Source organism: Acidobacteriota bacterium, assembly GCA_016195325.1.
GTDB lineage: Bacteria > Acidobacteriota > Polarisedimenticolia > JACPZX01 > JACPZX01 > JACPZX01.
In genome coordinates this window covers 53495-72318 of the sequence record JACPZX010000023.1, presented here as the reverse complement: position 1 = coordinate 72318, position 18824 = coordinate 53495, and the positions used below count along the sequence as shown (strand labels likewise).

The following is an 18824-nucleotide window of genomic DNA, read 5'->3' as shown; positions in this document are numbered from 1 at the left end:
TCGCGGAGTGGCGGCCCTCGCGATGGGGAAAGCCTCATCGTATCGACCGGCTCTCCGGCATGTCAAACGAGGCGCCTCCAGGGGCGTGATCTATAATCCGGCGATGTCGAGCGCCGCGTTCCTCGAGATTCCGCTCGTTCGGGCCCTGCTTCGCACCCTCCTCTTCACCACGGTCCTCGAGGCGATCTTCTACCGGCTCCTCACACTTCCGCCCGGCCTCTCGAGCGCCTGGTCGGGCGACGTGCAGGGCTCGACCTCGAGGGCCGGCCTCCTGATGTTCATGATCGGCTTCGCGCTCCTCGTGCCGGCGCTCATCGCCATCGCGTACGCCGCGCTCCGCGCGCCGGCGTGGCCCCACGGGATGAACCCGCTCGTCTCGATCGGGCTCCTGGCGGCCGCGGCGCTCGGTGTCTCGGCGGCCTTCGGCCCCCGCGGCCCGGTCTTCGCCCTCGGCTTCGCGCTGCTCACGGCTTTCCTCTCGCTCCTGATGCTCGCGAGCCTGTACGAGACCCGGGCCGACCTGGCGGGGCGGCTCTTCGCGGTACTCCTCGGCGCGCATGTGATCACCGCAGCGCTCTCGGGGGCGGCCGAGCTCGCGAACCAGATGGCGCCGTTCCGCGCCCCCTTCCCTCCCCTCGCGATGGCGGCCGCGGCGCGGTGGCTGCTCATCCTCGCGGGTCTGGCCGCCTTCCCGGCCTTCGCGCCCGCCATGGAAAGCGTCGAGAGACCTCTCGAGCGGGCGGCGGGATTCGGCTTCTCGGCGGCGTCGGCCTTCACGCTCATCCTCGGCGCGGTCGTTCACCCCGCCTCCCTCAGCCGCGTCGGTGCGGCCCTCGGCGTGGGGCCGGCCCTCTCGCTGCCGGTGGTGCTGAGGACGGCGGCGGCGGCGACGGCCCTCTTCCTGACGGTCCTGACGGCGTGCCGGTGCTTCGCGCGCCCCGACACGCGCCTCACCGCTTACGGCCTCGCCTTCATTCTCCTCTCGGGGCATCCGCACCGCGTCGCCTACGAGCATCTCCTCGCCGTCTGCGGGCTCGCGCTCCTGAGCGCGACCGCCGCCCCGAAGCCCCTCATGCTGCCGTCGACGATGCCGCCGGGCGAGACCACCGCCGCGCCGAATGCCTGACCGCAGGCGCGGCGATCTCTGCCTCCTCCTGGGGGCGCTCGCGCTCCGCCTCGCCTGGGCGCGCGAGATGTCGGCCCTCCCCTTCTTCGACATGCCGACGAGCGACTCGCTCTTCTACGCCCGCACGGCCGCCGACATCGCCGCCGGCCACGTCGTCGGGTCCGGGCTGGCCTACCCGAGCAGCCCTCTCTACCCGTACCTGATCGCCCCCTTCTTCCTGATGTCCGGACGCGCGGCCTTCGCCGGCGTCTATCTCCTTCAGGCGCTTCTCGACGCGGCGAGCGCCGTCCTCATCAAGCGGACGGCGGCGGCCCTCTTCGGGCGCGCGGCCGGCTGGGTCGCGGGACTCGCGTGGGCGGCGTACGGGCTCGCCGTCTTCTTCACCGCCGATCTGATGGAGGCGACGGCGGCGGCGTTCTTCGCCAGTCTCTTCCTCTATCTCGCGGTCCGCGCGCCGACGAGCACCTCGCGCCGCCTCGTCACCGGAACAGCTCTCGCCGCCGCGGTTCTCCTGCGCCCTCACTTTTTCCTCGTGCTGCCGATCGCGATCGCTGGCGCAGCGTGGCTGGCGCCGCTCGAGGAGCGCCGGCGGGCCACCGCCCTCCTATGCCTCGGGGCGATTCTCCCTCTCGGCCTCTCGCTCGCGCGCAACCTCGCCGCCTCCGGGGAGATGGTCCTGGTGTCGCCGTACTCGGGGCTGAACGCGTACCTGGGAAACCACCGTGGCGCGAGCGGGAACCTCGAGTTTCCTCCCGGGAAGGGGCTCCGGAACGACGTCGACCTCAAGGAGGCGGCGCACGCATACCCGGAGGCGATGGAGAAGCGGCCGCTCTCCGAATCGGAGGTCTCGCAATTCTGGTGGGGAGAAACGCTCCGCGAGATCGAAGCGGATCCGGCGGCGTGGGGCGCTCTTCTCGCTCGGAAAGTCGCCCTCTTCTGGTCGCCACGAGAGACGCCGAACCACCTCGACTTCGAGGTCTTCCGCCCGGCCTCGCCATCGCTTTCCGCCGCCGTGGTCCCCTTCGCCCTCGCGGGCCCCGCCGCGCTCTGCGGCCTCGCGCTGGTCGTTGGCGGCGCGTTTCACGATCGCAGGGTCATCGTCCTCGCGATCCTCGTCGCCGCGTACAACGGCGCGTGCGCGATCTTCTTCGTGGCCGACCGCTTCCGGCTCCCGGCCGCCGGGTGGATCGTCGTGCTCGGCGCCGGCGCCGCCACCGAGATCGCGGCGAGGGCCAGGTCTGGCCGGACCGCCGCGGCGGTGTGGCCTCTCGTCGTGGCGGTGTCGGCGGGGGTGCTCCTTTACGTGCCGGCACCGCTCGCCTCCGGGGCGCGCGAGCGCGTCATGATCGCCGCCACGCTCCTGTGGAGAGGTCGCGCGCTCGAGGCCGAGATGCTCCTCCGGAACGCGGTGGCGATCGATCCGAAGAGCGCCGTCGCGAGTTTCAACCTCGGGCGTCTCCTCGTCGCGACGGGCCGATGGGACGATGCGCAGAGCGTCTTCGCCGAAGCGGTGCGCCTCTCCCCCGAGTTCGCCCCGGCGCGCGCGGCGCTCGGGGATCTCGCGAAGAGGCGCGGCACTCCCGAGGGGCGTGCGCGGGCGCGAGCCCTCTACGAGTCGGCGCTCGCCATCGAGCCGTACGGCCGGGACGCCGATCGGGTGCGCCGTGAGTTGGCCGGGCTCGAGTCCCGGTAGGGGCTAAGGCGAGGGGGTCGGCTTCGCGAGGCGGTCGAAGGCGAGCGTCGACTCCCCGCCTGCCGCAATCGTCACTTCCTGAGTCTGCGTCCCGAGCTCTTCCTGCCAGGCGGTGACCCGGTACCTCCCCGGAGGGATCTGGTCGATCCTGAACGATCCCTTCTCGTCCGTGACGGCGAAGTAGGGGTGGTCGAAGGCGTGAATCCACCCGGTCATCCAGGCGTGGCCGGCGTCGCACTGAACCGACATGATCCCGGGCTTCCGGATGGTCTTCGGCACCTTCTGGTTCTGGACGGGGAGGGCGATGTTGAAGATCGTCTGCGTGCCGTCGAGGTAGGCGTGCGTGTTGTGGAGGATCGGATCGCCGTTGACGATCGAAATCCTCTGGCCGACGCTCATCGCGACGACGTGGGGCACGAACCGGCACCCCGAGTTGACGAGCGAGACGGTCGCGCTCAGATCGATCGGCTTCCCCTTCGTGATCCCCTCGATCGACACCACGGCGTTCCTGATCGCGCCGTCGGCCGCTCGGATCAGCGCCTCGGACGACTTCCTCGAGCCGCAGATCGTCCCGTCCTTCGTCACGATCGCGTCGGGGTACGGGAACGCGGGAGCCGGCCCGCGGACGACGCCCAGAAGGGTGCCGCCGCCCGTCACCGCCCCTCCTTCGTACGCCGGAGCGTACGCCGGAGCTTCTCCTTCCGCCGGGCTTGCGGTGGCTGCGGCCCCGGCGATCGCGAGGGCGGCGACGGTCGCGAGGAGGGGCGCGAGCCGGGCGCGCGCGGTCGGGCTCATCCGCTACCTTCCGGAGGCGGCGGCCGTCGGGCTCGAGCTGCTCGCGGACTTCGCCGTGGGTCCGGACCTGCCGCTCCCCTCCTCGCCGAGCGTGAAGAGGTAGTCGCGGATGGCGATGATCTTCGTGTCGGGGTCTTCCATGAGCGGGTCGCCGTCGGAGTAGAAGAAGCTGGGCATCTTCGTCCCGGGGTACTGTTTCTGCGGATCCGTGAGCCACTTCGGGATCCAGTCGCGCCTCAGCCGCGATCGGGCCATGAGGAGGTTCGGGGCGAGCTCCGCCGCGGAGACCGATGCGCCCGGGGCGCCGACGACGTGGCACTGGAGGCACTTGAACTGCGTGAAGAGGGCCTTCCCGTCGGCGAGGTGCGCGGCCGTGGGCCTCGCGCCGGCGGCCGTCTCGAACGGGTAGATCGCGTCGTCGAGCGAGGCGAAGTAGCGGGCCACCGAGGCGGCCTCGCGATCGTCGAAGCTGAAGGTCGGCATGTGCACCTTCAGCCACGGCCTTATCGGCTGGGGCCCCTTGAGGAACGAGAAGAGCCAGTCGCTCTGGACCTTCCCCCCCTCGCCGATCAGGTTTGGCGGATAGAAGCCGGCGTCCTTGATCGTCTCGCGGATCGCGCCGCCCGTCCCCTCGAGGATGTGGCAGCCGCGACAGTTCCGGTGCTGCGCGATGCGCCTTCCGTCCTCGATGGCGGCCTCGCGCTCGCTCAGAATCTTGCGCGCCTCGAGGATCGGCTCGTCCTTCACGAGGCCGAGGAGAAGCGTCACCATCTGCTCCCCTTCCTCGTCGGTGAAGCCGAAGTCGGGCATCTTGAGCTTTTCCTGGGGAGTCTTGACCTTCCCCTTGTCGAAGATCCGAGGCTCCTTCAGCTTCTGGAAGAACCAGTCCTGCCGCGTGCGCTCGATCTTCGCAAAGCCGAAGTCGAGGCGCGAGACGAGCTTGCTCCCCTCCTGCGTCAGCTCGGTGCCGATCGGGAGAGCCTTGTCGTACCCCTCGATGCGGTGGCACCCGAAGCAGCCGTAGCGGTTGATGAGCTTGTCGCCCAGGTAGAGCTTCTTGTCCTCGGTGGACATCGACTTGAGCTTCGACTGCGCGTCGGCCTCGGTCATGCGCGCCTTGAGGTACTCGACCGTCACCGAGTCGAGGACCCCCGGATCGACGGCCGGGAGGGGCGCTCCGGCCGGCCCCTTGAGCGTCATGAGATAGGACGCGACGTCGGCGGCCTCCTGATCGGTCAGCCTCAGGTCCGGCATGTAGCTCTCGGGGAAGTACCGCGTCGGGTTCTTCACCCAGTTGTAGACCCACACCTCGCTCATCTTGTCGCCGACGCGATCGAGGGCCGGGCCGAAGTCGCGGCCGTACGCGCCGCGCGCCGTCGGGTTCTCGCCGACGCGATGGCAGCCGAGGCATCCGCGCTCGCTCATCGTCTCGCGCCCGCGGGAGGCGTCCCCCTTCGCGGGGATCGGATCGAGCGTGTACGCCGACGAGTGCTTGAAGAGGTACGTCACGATCGCGTCGATCTCGACGCGGTTGCGCACCTGGTCGTCGGGGGCGCTGGTGTTCGAGAGGTTGAAGAATTTCGGCATCCAGGTCGTGGGGCGGTAGGCGCGCGGGTTCGACACCCACTGGGCCGCCCACTCGGGGGTCACCTTCGACGCGATCCGGCGCAGATCCGGCCCGGGCTTCCTCAGCCCCTCCGTCCCCGCGATCTTGTGGCAGCCGAAGCAGCCCGCTCGATCGAGCATGTCGAGCGACTTGTTCAGCCGCGGCGCCCCGGCGATCCTCACCTCCTGCCGGTGGCACTTCAGGCAGGCCCCCTCGGTGTGCGCCGTGGGGAGCATCGGGATGTCGGAGAACTCGGGCTGCTCCCAGTGGTGGGTCTTCCTCCACTCCTCGCGCTGCTTGTCGCTCCCGGGCGTGTGGACCGCGCTCTCGAAGTAGGTGGCGCGGTCGAGCCCGTAATGGCAGGTCGTGCAGCCGAACCTCTCGTACGGGTGCTTCGAGGCGGTGTTGGCGATGAGCTCGAGGTGCGAGTGCGACCTGAAGGGCTGCTTGAGGTCGTCGTATCCCTTCTCGGTGGCCGCGAGGTGGCAGGTCGTGCATCGATCGACCTTCGGGATCTTCATGAAGTTGACGTCGTTCTGCAGGGTCGGGAGCTGCACCTGCTGGACCCTGATCGACGGGTTCATGAAGTCCACGACGGGGCGGTCGCGGAACTCGTTCGCGGCGTTGGGGCCGAAGTTCTGGAGCTTTTTCTGGAGGCGCGTGCGCGTCTCGGTGAGCGTCGTGATCTTGCGCTGGACGTCGTCGAAGGTCGCGGTCAGGGCCCTGAGATTCCGGTCGGCGGCGTCCTTCTCCTTGTCGACGTCACCGAGGACCACGACCGACTTCTCGTAGCGCTCCTTCGACTCGGTGTACTCCTTCTCGGCCTTCGCGACGCCGCGCCCCGTCTCCCGCGCCTCCTCGACCTCGAACTTGAAGGCGTCGAAGTACGACTTCGAGACCTTCCACTCGCTCTCCGCGAGGAAGTGCTTGTGGTCGGCCTCGGCGACGGCGGCCTTCGCCCTGTCGATGTCGCCCGCCTTCGAGGCGACGTCTTTCCGGGCGGCGTCGAGGGCGGACTCCAGCTTCACCAGATCCTTGCTGTTCTTGTACTGGCCGTCGAGCTCGGCGACCTTCTTCGCCGCGCGCTGCAGGTCGAGGGCACGGAACTCCCTCTGGTAGCTCTTCCACTCGCGGTTGTAGTCGGCGTAGAACATCCAAACCGTCACGACGAGCATCAGGATGCTGCTGACGGCGAACCAGAAGTTCCGCCGCGACGGGCGGTGAACCGGAGGAGCCTCAGAGTGTATGACGGCCAAGGATGACCCCTGAATGCCTCAGATGTTGAAGAAGAACTCGGACAGGTTCACGAGGTACTTGAAGTTGAAGGCCCAGCGCAGGTACATCTTGATCGGGAGGCTCATCATCATCAACAGCAGGAAGACGAAGACCGAGTAGCGCGCGAAGCCGAGCCTGTCGTAGAAGCGCTTCAACAGGGTGCGCGCGAGGATCGGCGGCAGCGCGGCCACGTAGAAGAGCGCGATGAGGATGCCGGGCAGCTCGCGCACCAGCCAGAACGACGGCAGAGCCCGGTGCAGCAGCCTCACCCAGAAGATCTCCGACAGGTGGATGTTCACCAGCGGCTCGACCTTGTGGATGTCCCAGTACTGGTACGGCCCGAAGAAGTTCCAGTTGGGCCCGCGTAAGAAGGTGCCGGCGACGACGAGCAGGATCCAGAGGATGATGAAGCCGAACAGGAAGATCCCGACCTCCCACTTCCGCTCGGCGAAGGTGTAGTACCCGTTCCCCTTCGGGTTCGTGTCGATGTACGGGATCGCCATCAGCCCCACGATGATGAGCCCCGGCAGCACGACCCCCGCCATCCACGGATCGAAGTAGACGAGCATCTCCTGGAGGCCGAGGAAGTACCACGGCGCCTTGGAGGGGTTCGGCGAGTTCGTCGGGTTGGCCGGCTCCTCGATCGGCGCCTGGATGAGGATCGACCAGACGATGAGGACGACGGTCAGGAGGATGAGGCAGATGAACTCGGTGTAGACCAGGTGCGGCCACACCATCAGCTTGTCCTTCGTCTCGACCGCCTCGGCCGGCGGCAGTCCCTTCGCGATGCGCTCGTCGTTGGCGAAGGCCTGCCTGAGGGAGAGCCAGAGGAAAAAGCCCACGATGAAGAGCATGAAGGCGATGGGGATGTTGTCGGCCTTCACCACGATCAGCCTGAAGTTCGGGTCGATCATGCTGATGAGGAAGAACCCCAGCGCCGCGAGCAGGATGAGCGTCGCGTTCCGCGGCTTCACCCACCCCTTGAAGCGGAGCATCGCGAAGAAGGCGAGCGTGCTGAGGGTGAAGAACTGGACAGGCGCTGCGGCCCAGTTGATGAGGTCCTTCAGAATCTGCATCTAGAGAGGTCCCGAGATGCCGCCGTCCTTGCGGACGCGCCAGAAGTGAATGGCGATGAGCGTCGCCACGACGAGCGGGAGCGCCACGCAGTGCAGGACGTAGAAGCGCAGGAGCGCGCCCGCGCCGACGAAGCGCCCGGCCAGGAGCCCGAAGCGCGCGTCGCTCCCCACGTTGACCAGCCTCACGTCTCCCAGCGATAAGAGCGCCGCCCCCGGCCCCTCGTATCCTAAGAAGGGGGTCGCGCGGGCCATGTTCGACCCGACGGTGATGGCCCACATCGCGAGCTGGTCCCACGGCAGGAGGTACCCGGTGAACGAAAGCATCAGCGTCAGCACGAGCAGGATGACGCCGACGTTCCAGTTGAACTCGCGCGGCGGCTTGTACGAGCCCGTCATGAAGACGCGGAACATGTGAAGCCAGACGGCGATGACCATGGCGTGCGCGCCCCAGCGGTGCAGCTCGCGCATGACGCCGAGGGGAACCTGCTCCCTGAGATCCCAGATGTCGGCGTAGGCGTATTCGACCGTCGGCCGGTAGTAGAACATGAGGAGGAGGCCGGTGATCGTCTCCACGATGAAGAGGAAGAAGGTCACGCCGCCCATGCACCAGGTGTACTTGAGCCTCAGCCCCGATTTCCGGACGCGCACCGGGTGGAGGTGCAGGAAGACGTTCGTGATGACGGCCAGCGCCCGGTTCCGGTCGTTGTTGGGAGGGCCATGCCGGAAGATGGAGTTCCAGATCTGGCTCTCGCGCACGTACGTGACGAGGTCTTTCTTCTTGACCTCTGACGTGTTGATCGGCGGTCCGTCGGCCATCTTTTTCCGTTCCCCTCAGCCCGTGAACCTGAGGAATGCGTCGGGATCGGTCCACTGTCCCTTTTCCTGCTGGTACTTCTGGTTCTTGTCGATGAAGATCTGCCCGTCGTCGCCGAGGACGATCTTGTAGCGCTCCAGCGGTCTCGGCGCGGGCCCCTCGAAGTTGATCCCCGACGGGTAGAAGCCGCTCCCGTGGCACGGGCACTTGAACTTGTTCTCGGCCGGGAGCCAGTTCGGCGTGCACCCGAGGTGCGTGCAGGTGGTCGAGAGGGCGTACAGGCCGTCGTCGGTTCGGACGAGCCACGTGCCGTACGCTTCCTTCCACCGCTCGTCGACCTTGCCGACGGTGTAGTCGCTCGGGAAGCCCGCCTTGAAGCTCTGCACCGGCTCGAAGAGGACGTTCGGGAACATGAAGCGCGCCGTCGCGGTGAGCCCCGCGCCCATCGCGCCGCTGAAAGCGACCCACCCGATGCCGAGCGTGGAGAAGAAGCTGCGGCGCGTGATGCCGTGGGGCTGAGGTCCCGACGGCGCGGCGGGCTGGTTGGTCTTCGACGTCGGGACGGAGGCCGCGGTCTTCGAGGCGCCCGCACCTGGATCGGCGCCTTTGGTGATCGTTCCGGCGGTGACGACCGCGCCCTTGTCGATCTTCTCGTCGCTCACTCGGCTTCGCTCATCACCGCGGGCTCTCGCCCCGGTACAGTCCTTCCCCCGGCACCATCTCCTGAGAGGACGCGGGCCGTCTTTCGGGAGGGATCGCGCGGCAGATCCGCGCTCTTCAAAAACGGTCGGATTCTAGGCAGAAGCGGGATGGGAGTCAACAAAAGACACGCCTAACTCCACTTGTCGAGAACCTTCAGCGCGATGTCCCGCACGTGAAGGCTCGGGTCGTTGCGGCTCACGTCCTCCACGAGGGGGCGCAGCGTCGGATCCTTCAGCTTCAGGACCGCCTGCAGGGCATTGACGCGCGCCTCGAGCTTCTGCTCCTCGGTGATGCCGGCGACCCTGTCGAGATGCGCGGGGTCGAGCATCTCCTTCAGGATGACGGCGCCCGATCCGTCGCCGAGGACGGCGAGGGAGAGGGCGGCGTTCCATCGCACCTCCTCGACGCTGTCCTCGAGCCTCGGGCGCATCGCGGGGACGGCCGAGCCGTCGCCGACGCGCCCCAGCGAGTAGAGGGCGATCTTCCGGAGCGCGGGCTCCTCGTTGTCGAGAAGGGCGACGAGCGGCTTCACAGACGTTGGGCTCCCCAGGCGCCCGAGGGCGCGCGCGGCGTAGAGGCGCACCTCGAGATCCTGGTCGGCCAGAAGCCCCTCAAGCGCCGGGGCCGTGGCCGGGTCCGCGATCGCCTCGAGGGCGACGACGAGGTACCGCTTCACGAGGGGGTCGGTCGTCTTCGGGTCCGCGAGGATCGCCGCGATGTCGGTTCCGACCCCCGCCTTGCGCTGGTCCTCGGGGTTCCGCGAGAGGAGGCGCGACAGCTCGTAGGCCGCCTGCCATCTGCGCCCCTCCGCCCCCTGGCGAATCTCCTGGAGGTAGTCGCCTGCGGTCCTCCCCTCCGACGCGACGAGGCCGAAGAGGACGAAGACTCCCACGCACAGGAGGACGATCGCCGCCGGGATGATGAAGAGGCGCGACATCTCGCGCGCGAAGCCGGGCGCGGGCTCGTCGCGCGAGGGCTCGGGCACGCCGGGAACGCCGGTCGAGACGGGACCCGTCGGCTCTGTCATCTGATCGCTCCGTGGGATGGCGGGGGGAATCCGGATGTTATCATCGCGCCGACGAGGTCGGTCAACCGTGACGCACGCCGAAAACGCTCTCGTGATCTTCGCCCGAGTCCCCGTGCCGGGGCGCGTGAAGACGCGCCTCTCTCCCGACTATTCTCCCGACGAAGCCTGCGAGATCCACCGGGCCCTCGTCGCCGACGTCGTCGAGCGATCCGCGCGCGCGGTCGGCGGCACGGCCGATCTCTTCCTCGCGTGGAGCGAGCCCGTCGCGGCGGGCGCCGCGGTCGACGCCGTGCCGTCGGGCGTCGTCGTCGAGGCCCAGTCGTCGGGGGACCTCGGCGAGAGGATGGCCTTCGCGATGCAGGGAAAGCTCCGCGCGGGCTACCGTCGCGCCGTCCTCCTCGGCAGCGACTCGCCCACCCTTCCCGCCGATCATCTTCTCGCCGCCTTCGACGCCCTCCGCGAGGCCGACGTCGTCCTCGGGCCGAGCGACGACGGCGGCTACTACCTCGTCGGGATGTCGCGCCTCCACGTGGAGATCTTCCGCGGGATCGAGTGGGGATCGGACGGCGTCCTCGGGGCGACGCGCGCGCGTCTCAAGAGGAGCGGGACCCCGTACGTCGATCTCGGGATGTGGCACGATGTCGACACGCCGGAGGACGTCGCCCGGCTGTTCGAGGACCTGCGCCGGATGAAGGCACGGCGCGCGCCGGACTTCCCGGCGCGAACGTACGCGACGCTGACGCGGCTCGTGCCGACACGGCCCGGCCGTTGAATCGCCCGACCGGAGGAGCACGACGATGAGCGACGAAGCGCCCAAGCAGAGGCAGATCCCGATCAAGGTCACCGACGACATCGTGGGGGGCGTCTACTCGAACCACATGATCGTGTCGCACACGCAGGAGGAGTTCTTCATCGACTTCTTCAGCATGCTCCCCGAGGCGGGGAAGCTCTCGGCGCGCGTCATCGTGAGCCCGGGGCACATGAAGCGCATCTCCCGCGCCCTAGCCGAGAACATCGCGCGGTACGAGGCTCACTACGGCGCGGTCACCGAGGCGCCGGCTCCCCCGGGGGGCGGCGGGCCGGTGAATTGAAAAGGAGACGCCACGTGAACAGGACACTTCTCGCCGTCGTTTGTGCCGCGCTCCTCGCCTCGTCGACCCTCGCCGGATCGGCGACCTTCAACGTCACGACGTACGCGGACATCTCGGATCCGACCCCCGACGGAGTCTGCGACTCCTGCTCGCTGAGGGAGGCGATCCAGGAGGCGAATTTCCTCCCGGGGCCCGACGTCATCAACCTGCCGCCGGGGACGTACAACCTCACGATCTCGGGCGCGGACGAGGACCTCGGCCTCACGGGGGACCTCGACATCACCGACGACGTCACCATCATCGGCATCGGCACGACGGACATCCAGAGCAGCGTCGGGCGCATCCTGCACGTCCTCTCGGGCAACGTCTCGATCATCGGGCTCAGGCTCTCCCAGGGGGATGCGAACAATGACCCGGGGAGCGGCCGCGCGGGCGGCGCCGTGCACAACGAGGCGGGGAGCACGCTGACGTTGACCCAGTGCACCATGACGATCAACCAGGCCCAGGGCGGAGGGGGCGGCATCTTCAACGCGGGGACGCTGTCCCTCAACGCATCCACGCTCACGACGAACTCGGCGGTCGGCACGAGCCGCGGCGGCGCCGTCCTCAACGCCGGCACGATGACCGTCACCAACTGCACGCTGAGCGGGAACTCCTCGACCGAAGGGGGTGGCGGCATCTACAACGCCCCGGGGGCGACGCTCATCCTCAACAACGTCACCCTGATCGGGAATTCCTCGACGGGAGGCGTCGGGGGTGGCGGCATCAACGCCGACCCGAACAGCGCGGTGATCCTCTCGAACACCATCATGGCCGGGAACACCGCCTCGGGTCCGAACGACGACTGCGAGGGGGCGATGACCTCGCTCGGAAGCAACCTCGTGAAGGACGCCGACGGGTGCACCGGACTCGGCGCAAACGACGTGACACTGCTCGACCCGGTCCTCGGCCCGCTCCAGAACAACGGCGGCCGGAATCTCACCCGGCTGCCGCTCCCCGGCTCCCCGGCGCTCGACACCGGAGCTTCGGGCGCGGCGTGCGAGGCGACGGACCAGAGAGGCCTCCTCCGCCCGCAGGGATCCGCGTGCGACGAGGGCTCCGTCGAGGTCTTCCCGAGCTGCCCCGCGGTGACGGTCGGACCGACGACGCTTCCCGACGGAACCGCCGGGGCCTTCTACACGGAGACGCTCGCCCCGTCGGGAGGCGTTCCCCCCTACCGCTTCGCAATCGTGAGCGGCGCACCTCCCACAGGGGTCGCGCTCAACCCGCTCACCGGCGAGCTGTCCGGAGTGCCGACGAGCGCGGGCGGGAGCAACTTCACCGTCGCGGCCTTCGACGGCAACCTCTGCCGAGGGACTCTCGATCTCACCATCACTGTCGCCTCCAGCGTGAACTGCTCGGGATCGACGGTCGCCCTCACGCCGTCAACGCTCCCTGCGGCGAACCCGGGTGAGGTCTACTCCCAGCCCCTCGTCGCCTCGGGAGGGACGGGGCCGTATCTCTACAGCGTGACGGACGGCGTCCTGCCGCCGGGGCTCGCGCTCGATCCGAACACGGGGATCCTCGCCGGAACGCCGACCGTCTCCGGGACCTTCGTCTTCGTCGCGACGGCCACCGACGCCGACGCCTGCACGAGGAGCCAGGGATACACCCTTCAGGTGCGCTGCTTCTTCACCTTCTCGCCGACGCGCCTCCCCTCGGCCGTGGAGGGGACGGCGTATCTCCAGAACGTCGCCGTCACCTCGGGCGGGACGAGCCCGATCGCCTTCGCCGTCGTCAGCGGCGCGATCCCGCCGGGCCTCAGCCTCACCGGCCCCGGCGTTCTCGCGGGGACGCCGACGGCGCCGGGGACGTACACGTTCGTGGTCCAGGCGACCGACGAGAACTTCTGCACAGGGCTCCTCGGCTACATCCTCGTCGTCGACCCTTGCCTCACGATCACGACGACCACCCTCCCGACCGCGATCGCGAACACGCCCTACAGCACGATGGTCCTGGCGACCGGCGGGACCGCGCCGATCACCTTCTCGCTGACGGGTGGAGCGTTCCCGGCGGGGCTGAACCTCGATCCGAACGCCCTCTCGGGGATCGGCCTCATCGACGGCGCCGCGTCCGCGCCCGGGATCTCGAGCTTCACGCTCGCGGCCACGAACGGATCGTGCTCCGTCTCTCGCGACTTCTTCCTCGTCGTCAACCCGGCCGCGTGCCCGGCGATCGCGATCACGCCAACAACCATCCCGAACGGTGTCGAGGGATCCGCATACAACCAGAATCTGATGGCCTCCGGCGGGGCGCCGTCGTACGCCTTCCAGGTCGCCGGGGGGGCGCTTCCCACCGGCGTCATGCTCGGCGGCTCGGGACTGATCTCGGGGACCCCACTCGTCTCCGGCATCTTCGACTTCACCGCCGCGGCCACCGACGCGAACATGTGCACCGGAACCGCCGCCTACTCGGTCCTGGTGGCGCCATCGGTCTGCGGCTCCTTGGGCCTCTTCCCGCCGATCCTCCCCAACGGCTCCCGCGGGATGCCGTACGACCAGACAATTCTCGCGACGACCGCGATCCCGCCCGTCTCGTACACCGTGACGGCCGGCGCCCTACCTCCCGGGCTCGCGCTCGACGCGGTGACCGGCGCCCTCTCGGGCACGCCTACGACCACTGGGGACTTCACCTTCACCGTCACCGCCACCGACGCGGCGGCGTGCGCCTCGTCCCTCGACTACACCGTGACGATCCTCCCGGACTTCCGCGGCACGAACTGCAATCTCTTCGGCGACGCCTTCGAGGACGGCGTCCTCGATCCGAACTGGACGTACGTGAAGCCGGCGTGGAGCGAGTCGAACGGGAACCTCGTCGGGATGTCGTCGAAGAAGGCGATGACCGTCGCGGCGCCGGCCTTCGCCGGGTGCGTCAACTGCTCGGTCGAAGCGCTCATGGAGACCTCGAAGGCGGCGAAGACGAAGATCGTCCTTCTCGGCTGGTTCGCCGACAAGAAGAACACGATGGAGCTCTCGGCCGCGGCGGGGACCGACCTGTGGAAGCTCGCGGAGAGGGTCGGCGGCTCGATCGTCGCGATCGCGAAGGCGAAGAAGCCGATCGACGTGAACGTCTTCTACACGGTGAGGGTCACCTTCGACGGGACGAAGTTCGACGTCTTCGTGGACGATCTCGTCACGCCGCTCATGAGCCTCACGCCGAAGCGCGCGGTGCCGGCGGGGACGGTCGGGTTCCAGGCGAAGGGGACGACGGGGACGTTCGGGTACGTCTGCGTGAACTGAGGGAGGCGGGGGCTGGCGGATTTTGCCTATAGGCAAAAAAAGTTGAGACTTTTTTTGCTTTGTGGCAAGATCCGCACATGGACAGAGCACGCTATCTCGAGCCCCTCGTCGCCGCCGATCTCCCCTCGAGGATGGTCTTCGTCGCCGGCCCGCGCCAGGTGGGCAAGACGACGCTGGCGAGGCACGTCCTCGCCACGCGAACCATGGGAACCTACCTCAACTGGGACCAGCAGGACGATCGCCGGGAGATCCGGGCCGCGCGATGGCCGGGCGGCCGATCGCTCGTCGTCCTCGACGAGATCCACAAGTGGCGCGGCTGGAAACGGTGGCTCAAGGGCGAGTTCGACAAGCACCGGGGCAAGCTTGAGTTTCTGGTCACGGGAAGCGCCCGGCTCGATGTCTACCGTCGTGGAGGCGACTCGCTCCAGGGGCGCTACCACCACTACCGGCTCCACCCCTTCTCCTGCGGCGAAGCGCTCGGCGCGCGCCTCCGCCTTCCCCCTCCGGGGGGCGAGTTGCCAATCGCCGGTCCACGAGGGGCCGACGCGGTGCGCGCGTTGATGGAATTCGGAGGATTCCCCGAGCCCTTCCTCGCGCAATCCGCGCGCACCGCCCGCCGGTGGCGGAAGGAGCGGCTCGATCGCTTCCTCCGGGAGGACGTGCGGGACCTCGAGATGATCCGGGAGATCTCGCCGATCCAGCACCTTGCCGAGATGATTCCCATGCGCGTCGGCTCCCCGCTCTCGATCAACTCGCTCCGCGAGGATCTCGACGCGAGCCATCGTGGCGTGGCGCACTGGCTCGACGTGCTCGAGCGCCTCTACCATCTCTTCGTCGTGCGGCCCTACACCCACCGGCGCCTGCGCGGGCTTAAGAAAATGCCGAAGATCTACCTCTGGGACTGGACGCTGGTGGATTCACCGCCCGCGCGATTCGAGAACATGATCGCCTCGCACCTCCTGAAGTTCTGCCACCTTCTGGAGGACGCCGAGGGCCTGCGCTGCGAGCTCACGTATCTTCGTGATCGCGCCGGCCATGAGGTCGATTTTCTCGTGACGCTCGACGCGAAGCCCTGGTTCGCCGTCGAGGCGAAGCTCGATCAGCGCGCACCCGACGAGTCGCTGCGGTTCTTCGGGGAGCGCCTGGCGATTCCGTGGCGCTACCAGGTCTCGCTCGAAGGCGGGCGCGACTTCGTGCAGTCCGGCGCGCGATGTCTCACCGCGGATCGGCTGTTGCCGGGGCTGGTGTAGCTCGCCGCTCTGACGACAAGAGGCCATGATGGCGTCATGATTCCGGATGAAGACGCTGAGGCGCGGCGCGCGCGACGGAGCTCGTGGCCCGTCCGGAAGTTCCGCCTTGGTGAGGAGCCTTCCGACGATCTGAGCAACTCCACGACGGCGGAGGAGCGACTCGAGATGATGTGGCCTCTCGCGCTCGAGGCCTACTCGTGGGCGGGCATCCCGATTCCGACCTACACGCGCGCCGAGACACCGGTCAGGTGGTATCGCCGCAAGATTGACTGACCGCGTTCCCACCGCATCGCTCGGCATCGCCCGAACTGACCTGGAGTCGCGCGGGGTGGTCCCGCAGATCGGGCTTCCCCCGCGGCGCATCGATCTGATGACGGACGTCACGGGCATCGACTTCGAGTCCGCGTGGAGGAACCGGGTCACTCACCGGGTCGGCGTTCGGGATTTGCCGTTCCTGAGCCGTGAGGATCTGATCCGCAACAAGAAAGCGACCGGCCGCCCGAAGGACCTCGTCGATCTGCAGATGCTGGAGCGCGTGGGGAAGTAAGGGGGCGCGAGATCAGGGCTCGGCGCCGCCCGCGTCTGAAACGACGAGGCGCGAGGTCGCCCCGCCGCGAAAGGGAGCCGGCGGCTCCGGGCGCACGACGTACGCTCCCGGCGTCAGAGAGCCCGCACTCAACTCGGCCTGGAGCCAGCCGCAGCGCGCTCCGCCGGGGATGACCCGCGCCGGAAGAGAGAACGACAGCGGGCCCGAAAGGGCGATCGACGCCGACGCGGGAAGGGCACGCCAGTCCTTTTCGCCGACCCCCTCATCGCCGCAGACGAGACACGTGAGCGCCGCCGGCTCGTCGGCCGCGAGGGTCGGGACGGGACGGAGAAGGAGCGGCGTTTCGGACTCCGGCCCGTCATTTCCTGCGAGCGACGGGAGCCAGGCTTTTTCGTCGTGTCGAACCCAGACGTCACCCCTTGACGGCCCCCACAGGAGCATTCGCGGAGTGTGCCCCTCGTCTCCGGGCCGGAAGGCGAAGGTCCCCCAGAAGGCGCCGAGAGAGCCCCCGGTCTCGTCGCGGGCCGCGACGACGATCTCGTTCTCCCCTTCCTCGACGTCGCAGGCCGCCTGAATCCCCGCGCGGCTCGTTTCGGCGACAGTCCGCGGCCCCGCCTCAAACGCAATCGCCTCCTTGAAGTCGCAAAGGAGCCTTCCGTGCGGCGAGATGATCCCGCCGCGCAGGAGAAGGCTTCCCCTCGAGACAGCATCGGATGTCGGAAGCAGCGTCAGCTCCGAGAGGGGCACCGACGCCTGGATCAGGATCCGGCGCTTTCCCGGCTGAGGCGTGAGGAGGCTGTAGGCGTGCGATTCGACCTTGAGATCCCGATAGAGGCCTGGGCTCGAGAGGACCGCCATCATCTGCCGGTCGGAGGCCTCCCCCGGCTTCGAGATGACGAATGAATCTCGGTGACGGACCTTCACGCCCTTCCGCGCGACGTGCACGGTCACGGGATGGCGTCCTTCCCGAAACCCCTCGGGGGGCCGGTACGCGAGAACGTAGTTGCACGAGAGGTCGGCTTCGGCCTGCGCGAAGGGCAGAAGCGGCTTGTTCATCAGAATGAACGCCTGCCCGCCGGTGCTGAGCGCGATGCTGTGCTGGAAGTCGAGGGCCCCTTCCATCGCGAGCGAGGTGGCCCCGGCCGAGATCCCGCCGGGATGGACGGGGTAGAACGAGATCCCCGCGAGGTTCGCGCGCCTGACGAGATCGTCGATCTCCGGAAGCACCGTGAGGTGCAGCGACGAGTTGTCGAGGAGCGACGACTGGCCGCAAGCAGTGTAGAACGTTCCTCCGGGGTTCGACCGGAGCGTCTCCGACATGAGAACCATCGCCTTGCGCCCGGGGATCCCCTCGAAGGCTTCCATCGTGTTCGCCATAGCGCGCACCGTCCGCGTGGCGTCGATCTCGGCCTGCCGCGCCTCGGCCTGGCACTCCCCCGCGAACTCGTTGAGGCTGGGGCTCGGGCCGCCGATCGTCATCGGTGAGGCGCGGCGCCGGGCGCCGCCGGTGCCGCGGTCGAACCGCGCGAGGGTGTTCTCCTCTTCGAACGGGGCCGAGTCGATGAGGTCGTGATCGTCGATCATCGCCTCCATCCGGGACTTCAAGATTGCTCTTTCTCCCGTAAAGCGGCTCACGATGTGAAGCCCCTTCGCGAAGGCGACGACCATCACCTGGTCCCGCGCGCTCATCATCTCGTCGATGAACTGGATGCCGGCCTTGATGGAGCGAAGGCGGGCAGGGGCGAGGAGGTGTGACATGTCGAAGAAGAGGACGAGGTAGCGAGGGGGCGCGTCAAGGGCGGCGGTGGATTCGCCCGGCGCCGAGCAATGCGACTCGACGGCTTCGATCGGCGAGAGGGTGTTGTCGACGAGAAGCTGGAAATCGGTCGGTCCTAGATCCGTCACCGGGACGCCTTTCTTGTCGGTGACGATCACATCGAGGAGGACGAGAGTCACCTCCACGCGGCTGGGCTCGGCCTTGATGCGGTGGGGCTCGGTGGCGAAGGCGGGAGAGGACAGGCCGATGGCCGCGAGTAGCGCGGCGGTCCGGAGGGATCGTCCGGAGCTCATCGTCTCATGACCTTGACGAAGACAAGAAAGCAGAGAAGTGAGAACGGCAGGAGGATTGTAGCTTGGACCGCCGATGCGCTGAGCGGCCACGACTGCCCGAGGATCTCGAACCGGAACGGGCTGATCAGGCGCCAAACGTGAACCGCGCCGATGCCGAGGTGTCCCAGCCCGCTGGTGAAGGCGGCGGCCGGGCGGAATCCTGTGTGCGTCGTGGCGAGGATGTTGATGAGCACGATGATCCCGTAGACTCCGAGAGAGACCGCGCTGTCCAACGCCGAGAAGGACCAAGAGCCGACGGCGAACGTGCTTCCCGTTCCCAGGCGGAAGAAGTGGCACGCCCAGTGAGGCATCCAGGAGCAGGCGGAGATCGTAAAGAAGACAGAGAGGGAGCGATCGGGCGTCTGGGTGCTGGAACTCGAGGTCATCGACGAAGAGTAGATCATCCGATGCTCAGTATTACAGACGCGCGGGTGG

Annotated in this window: 16 protein-coding genes; 8 read left to right on the top strand and 8 right to left on the bottom strand. The window is 68.1% G+C overall.

All coding sequences use genetic code 11. From position 1 onward, the window contains the following. Positions 1 to 85: 85 nt before the first annotated feature. Positions 86 to 1126, top strand: coding sequence for a hypothetical protein (locus tag HY049_05425; protein ID MBI3448341.1), 1041 nt, complete (start codon positions 86 to 88; stop codon positions 1124 to 1126). Further along, entirely contained in the window at positions 1119 to 2819 is a 1701-nt protein-coding gene (locus tag HY049_05420; protein ID MBI3448340.1) for a glycosyltransferase family 39 protein, read from the top strand. Before HY049_05425 ends, HY049_05420 begins: the two co-directional genes overlap by 8 nt. Positions 2820 to 2822: 3 nt before the next feature. Here HY049_05420 and HY049_05415 read toward each other — a convergent pair whose 3' ends face one another. The 6 genes from HY049_05415 to HY049_05390 form a co-directional block, all read right to left on the bottom strand. Next, positions 2823 to 3614, bottom strand: coding sequence for a carboxypeptidase regulatory-like domain-containing protein (locus HY049_05415; GenBank protein ID MBI3448339.1), 792 nt, complete (start codon positions 3612 to 3614; stop codon positions 2823 to 2825). A 3-nt stretch (positions 3615 to 3617) separates the two neighbouring features. Further along, a complete protein-coding gene (locus HY049_05410; GenBank protein MBI3448338.1) occupies positions 3618 to 6476 on the bottom strand; it encodes a c-type cytochrome in 2859 nt (952 codons plus the stop codon). 18 nt (positions 6477 to 6494) lie between these two features. Continuing rightward, positions 6495 to 7409, bottom strand: coding sequence for a cytochrome C (locus HY049_05405; GenBank protein ID MBI3448337.1), 915 nt, complete (start codon positions 7407 to 7409; stop codon positions 6495 to 6497). Between the two features lie 162 nt (positions 7410 to 7571). After that, positions 7572 to 8387, bottom strand: coding sequence for a cytochrome b N-terminal domain-containing protein (locus tag HY049_05400; protein ID MBI3448336.1), 816 nt, complete (start codon positions 8385 to 8387; stop codon positions 7572 to 7574). Between the two features lie 15 nt (positions 8388 to 8402). Then, positions 8403 to 8831 carry a ubiquinol-cytochrome c reductase iron-sulfur subunit gene (locus HY049_05395; GenBank protein MBI3448335.1) on the bottom strand — a complete coding sequence of 143 codons (429 nt, stop codon included), beginning with the start codon at positions 8829 to 8831 and terminating at the stop codon, positions 8403 to 8405. Positions 8832 to 9217: 386 nt separating this feature from the next. After that, positions 9218 to 10114 carry a HEAT repeat domain-containing protein gene (locus HY049_05390; GenBank protein ID MBI3448334.1) on the bottom strand — a complete coding sequence of 299 codons (897 nt, stop codon included), beginning with the start codon at positions 10112 to 10114 and terminating at the stop codon, positions 9218 to 9220. Between the two features lie 67 nt (positions 10115 to 10181). Here HY049_05390 and HY049_05385 point away from each other — a divergent pair, with 67 nt between their 5' ends. From HY049_05385 to HY049_05360, 6 genes are all read left to right on the top strand, one after another. After that, positions 10182 to 10886: a TIGR04282 family arsenosugar biosynthesis glycosyltransferase gene (locus HY049_05385; protein MBI3448333.1), complete on the top strand. Its 705-nt coding sequence runs from the start codon at positions 10182 to 10184 to the stop codon at positions 10884 to 10886. Between the two features lie 25 nt (positions 10887 to 10911). After that, positions 10912 to 11205: a DUF3467 domain-containing protein gene (locus tag HY049_05380; GenBank protein MBI3448332.1), complete on the top strand. Its 294-nt coding sequence runs from the start codon at positions 10912 to 10914 to the stop codon at positions 11203 to 11205. Between the two features lie 14 nt (positions 11206 to 11219). Next, positions 11220 to 14483 carry a putative Ig domain-containing protein gene (locus HY049_05375; GenBank protein MBI3448331.1) on the top strand — a complete coding sequence of 1088 codons (3264 nt, stop codon included), beginning with the start codon at positions 11220 to 11222 and terminating at the stop codon, positions 14481 to 14483. 77 nt (positions 14484 to 14560) lie between these two features. Then, positions 14561 to 15733: an ATP-binding protein gene (locus HY049_05370; GenBank protein ID MBI3448330.1), complete on the top strand. Its 1173-nt coding sequence runs from the start codon at positions 14561 to 14563 to the stop codon at positions 15731 to 15733. A 36-nt stretch (positions 15734 to 15769) separates the two neighbouring features. Continuing rightward, positions 15770 to 16006, top strand: a complete 237-nt coding sequence (locus HY049_05365; protein MBI3448329.1) for a hypothetical protein — start codon at positions 15770 to 15772, stop codon at positions 16004 to 16006. Positions 16007 to 16061: 55 nt separating this feature from the next. Beyond that, positions 16062 to 16280, top strand: a complete 219-nt coding sequence (locus HY049_05360; protein ID MBI3448328.1) for a hypothetical protein — start codon at positions 16062 to 16064, stop codon at positions 16278 to 16280. A gap of 12 nt (positions 16281 to 16292) precedes the next feature. Here HY049_05360 and HY049_05355 read toward each other — a convergent pair whose 3' ends face one another. Both HY049_05355 and HY049_05350 read right to left on the bottom strand, forming a co-directional pair. After that, complete coding sequence (locus HY049_05355) at positions 16293 to 18350, bottom strand: VWA domain-containing protein (protein MBI3448327.1); 2058 nt, start codon at positions 18348 to 18350, stop codon at positions 16293 to 16295. Then, positions 18347 to 18775 (bottom strand): hypothetical protein, encoded by a 429-nt coding sequence (locus tag HY049_05350; protein MBI3448326.1) that lies wholly within the window; start codon positions 18773 to 18775, stop codon positions 18347 to 18349. The genes HY049_05355 and HY049_05350 overlap by 4 nt, the downstream gene beginning before the upstream one ends. Positions 18776 to 18824: the final 49 nt, after the last annotated feature.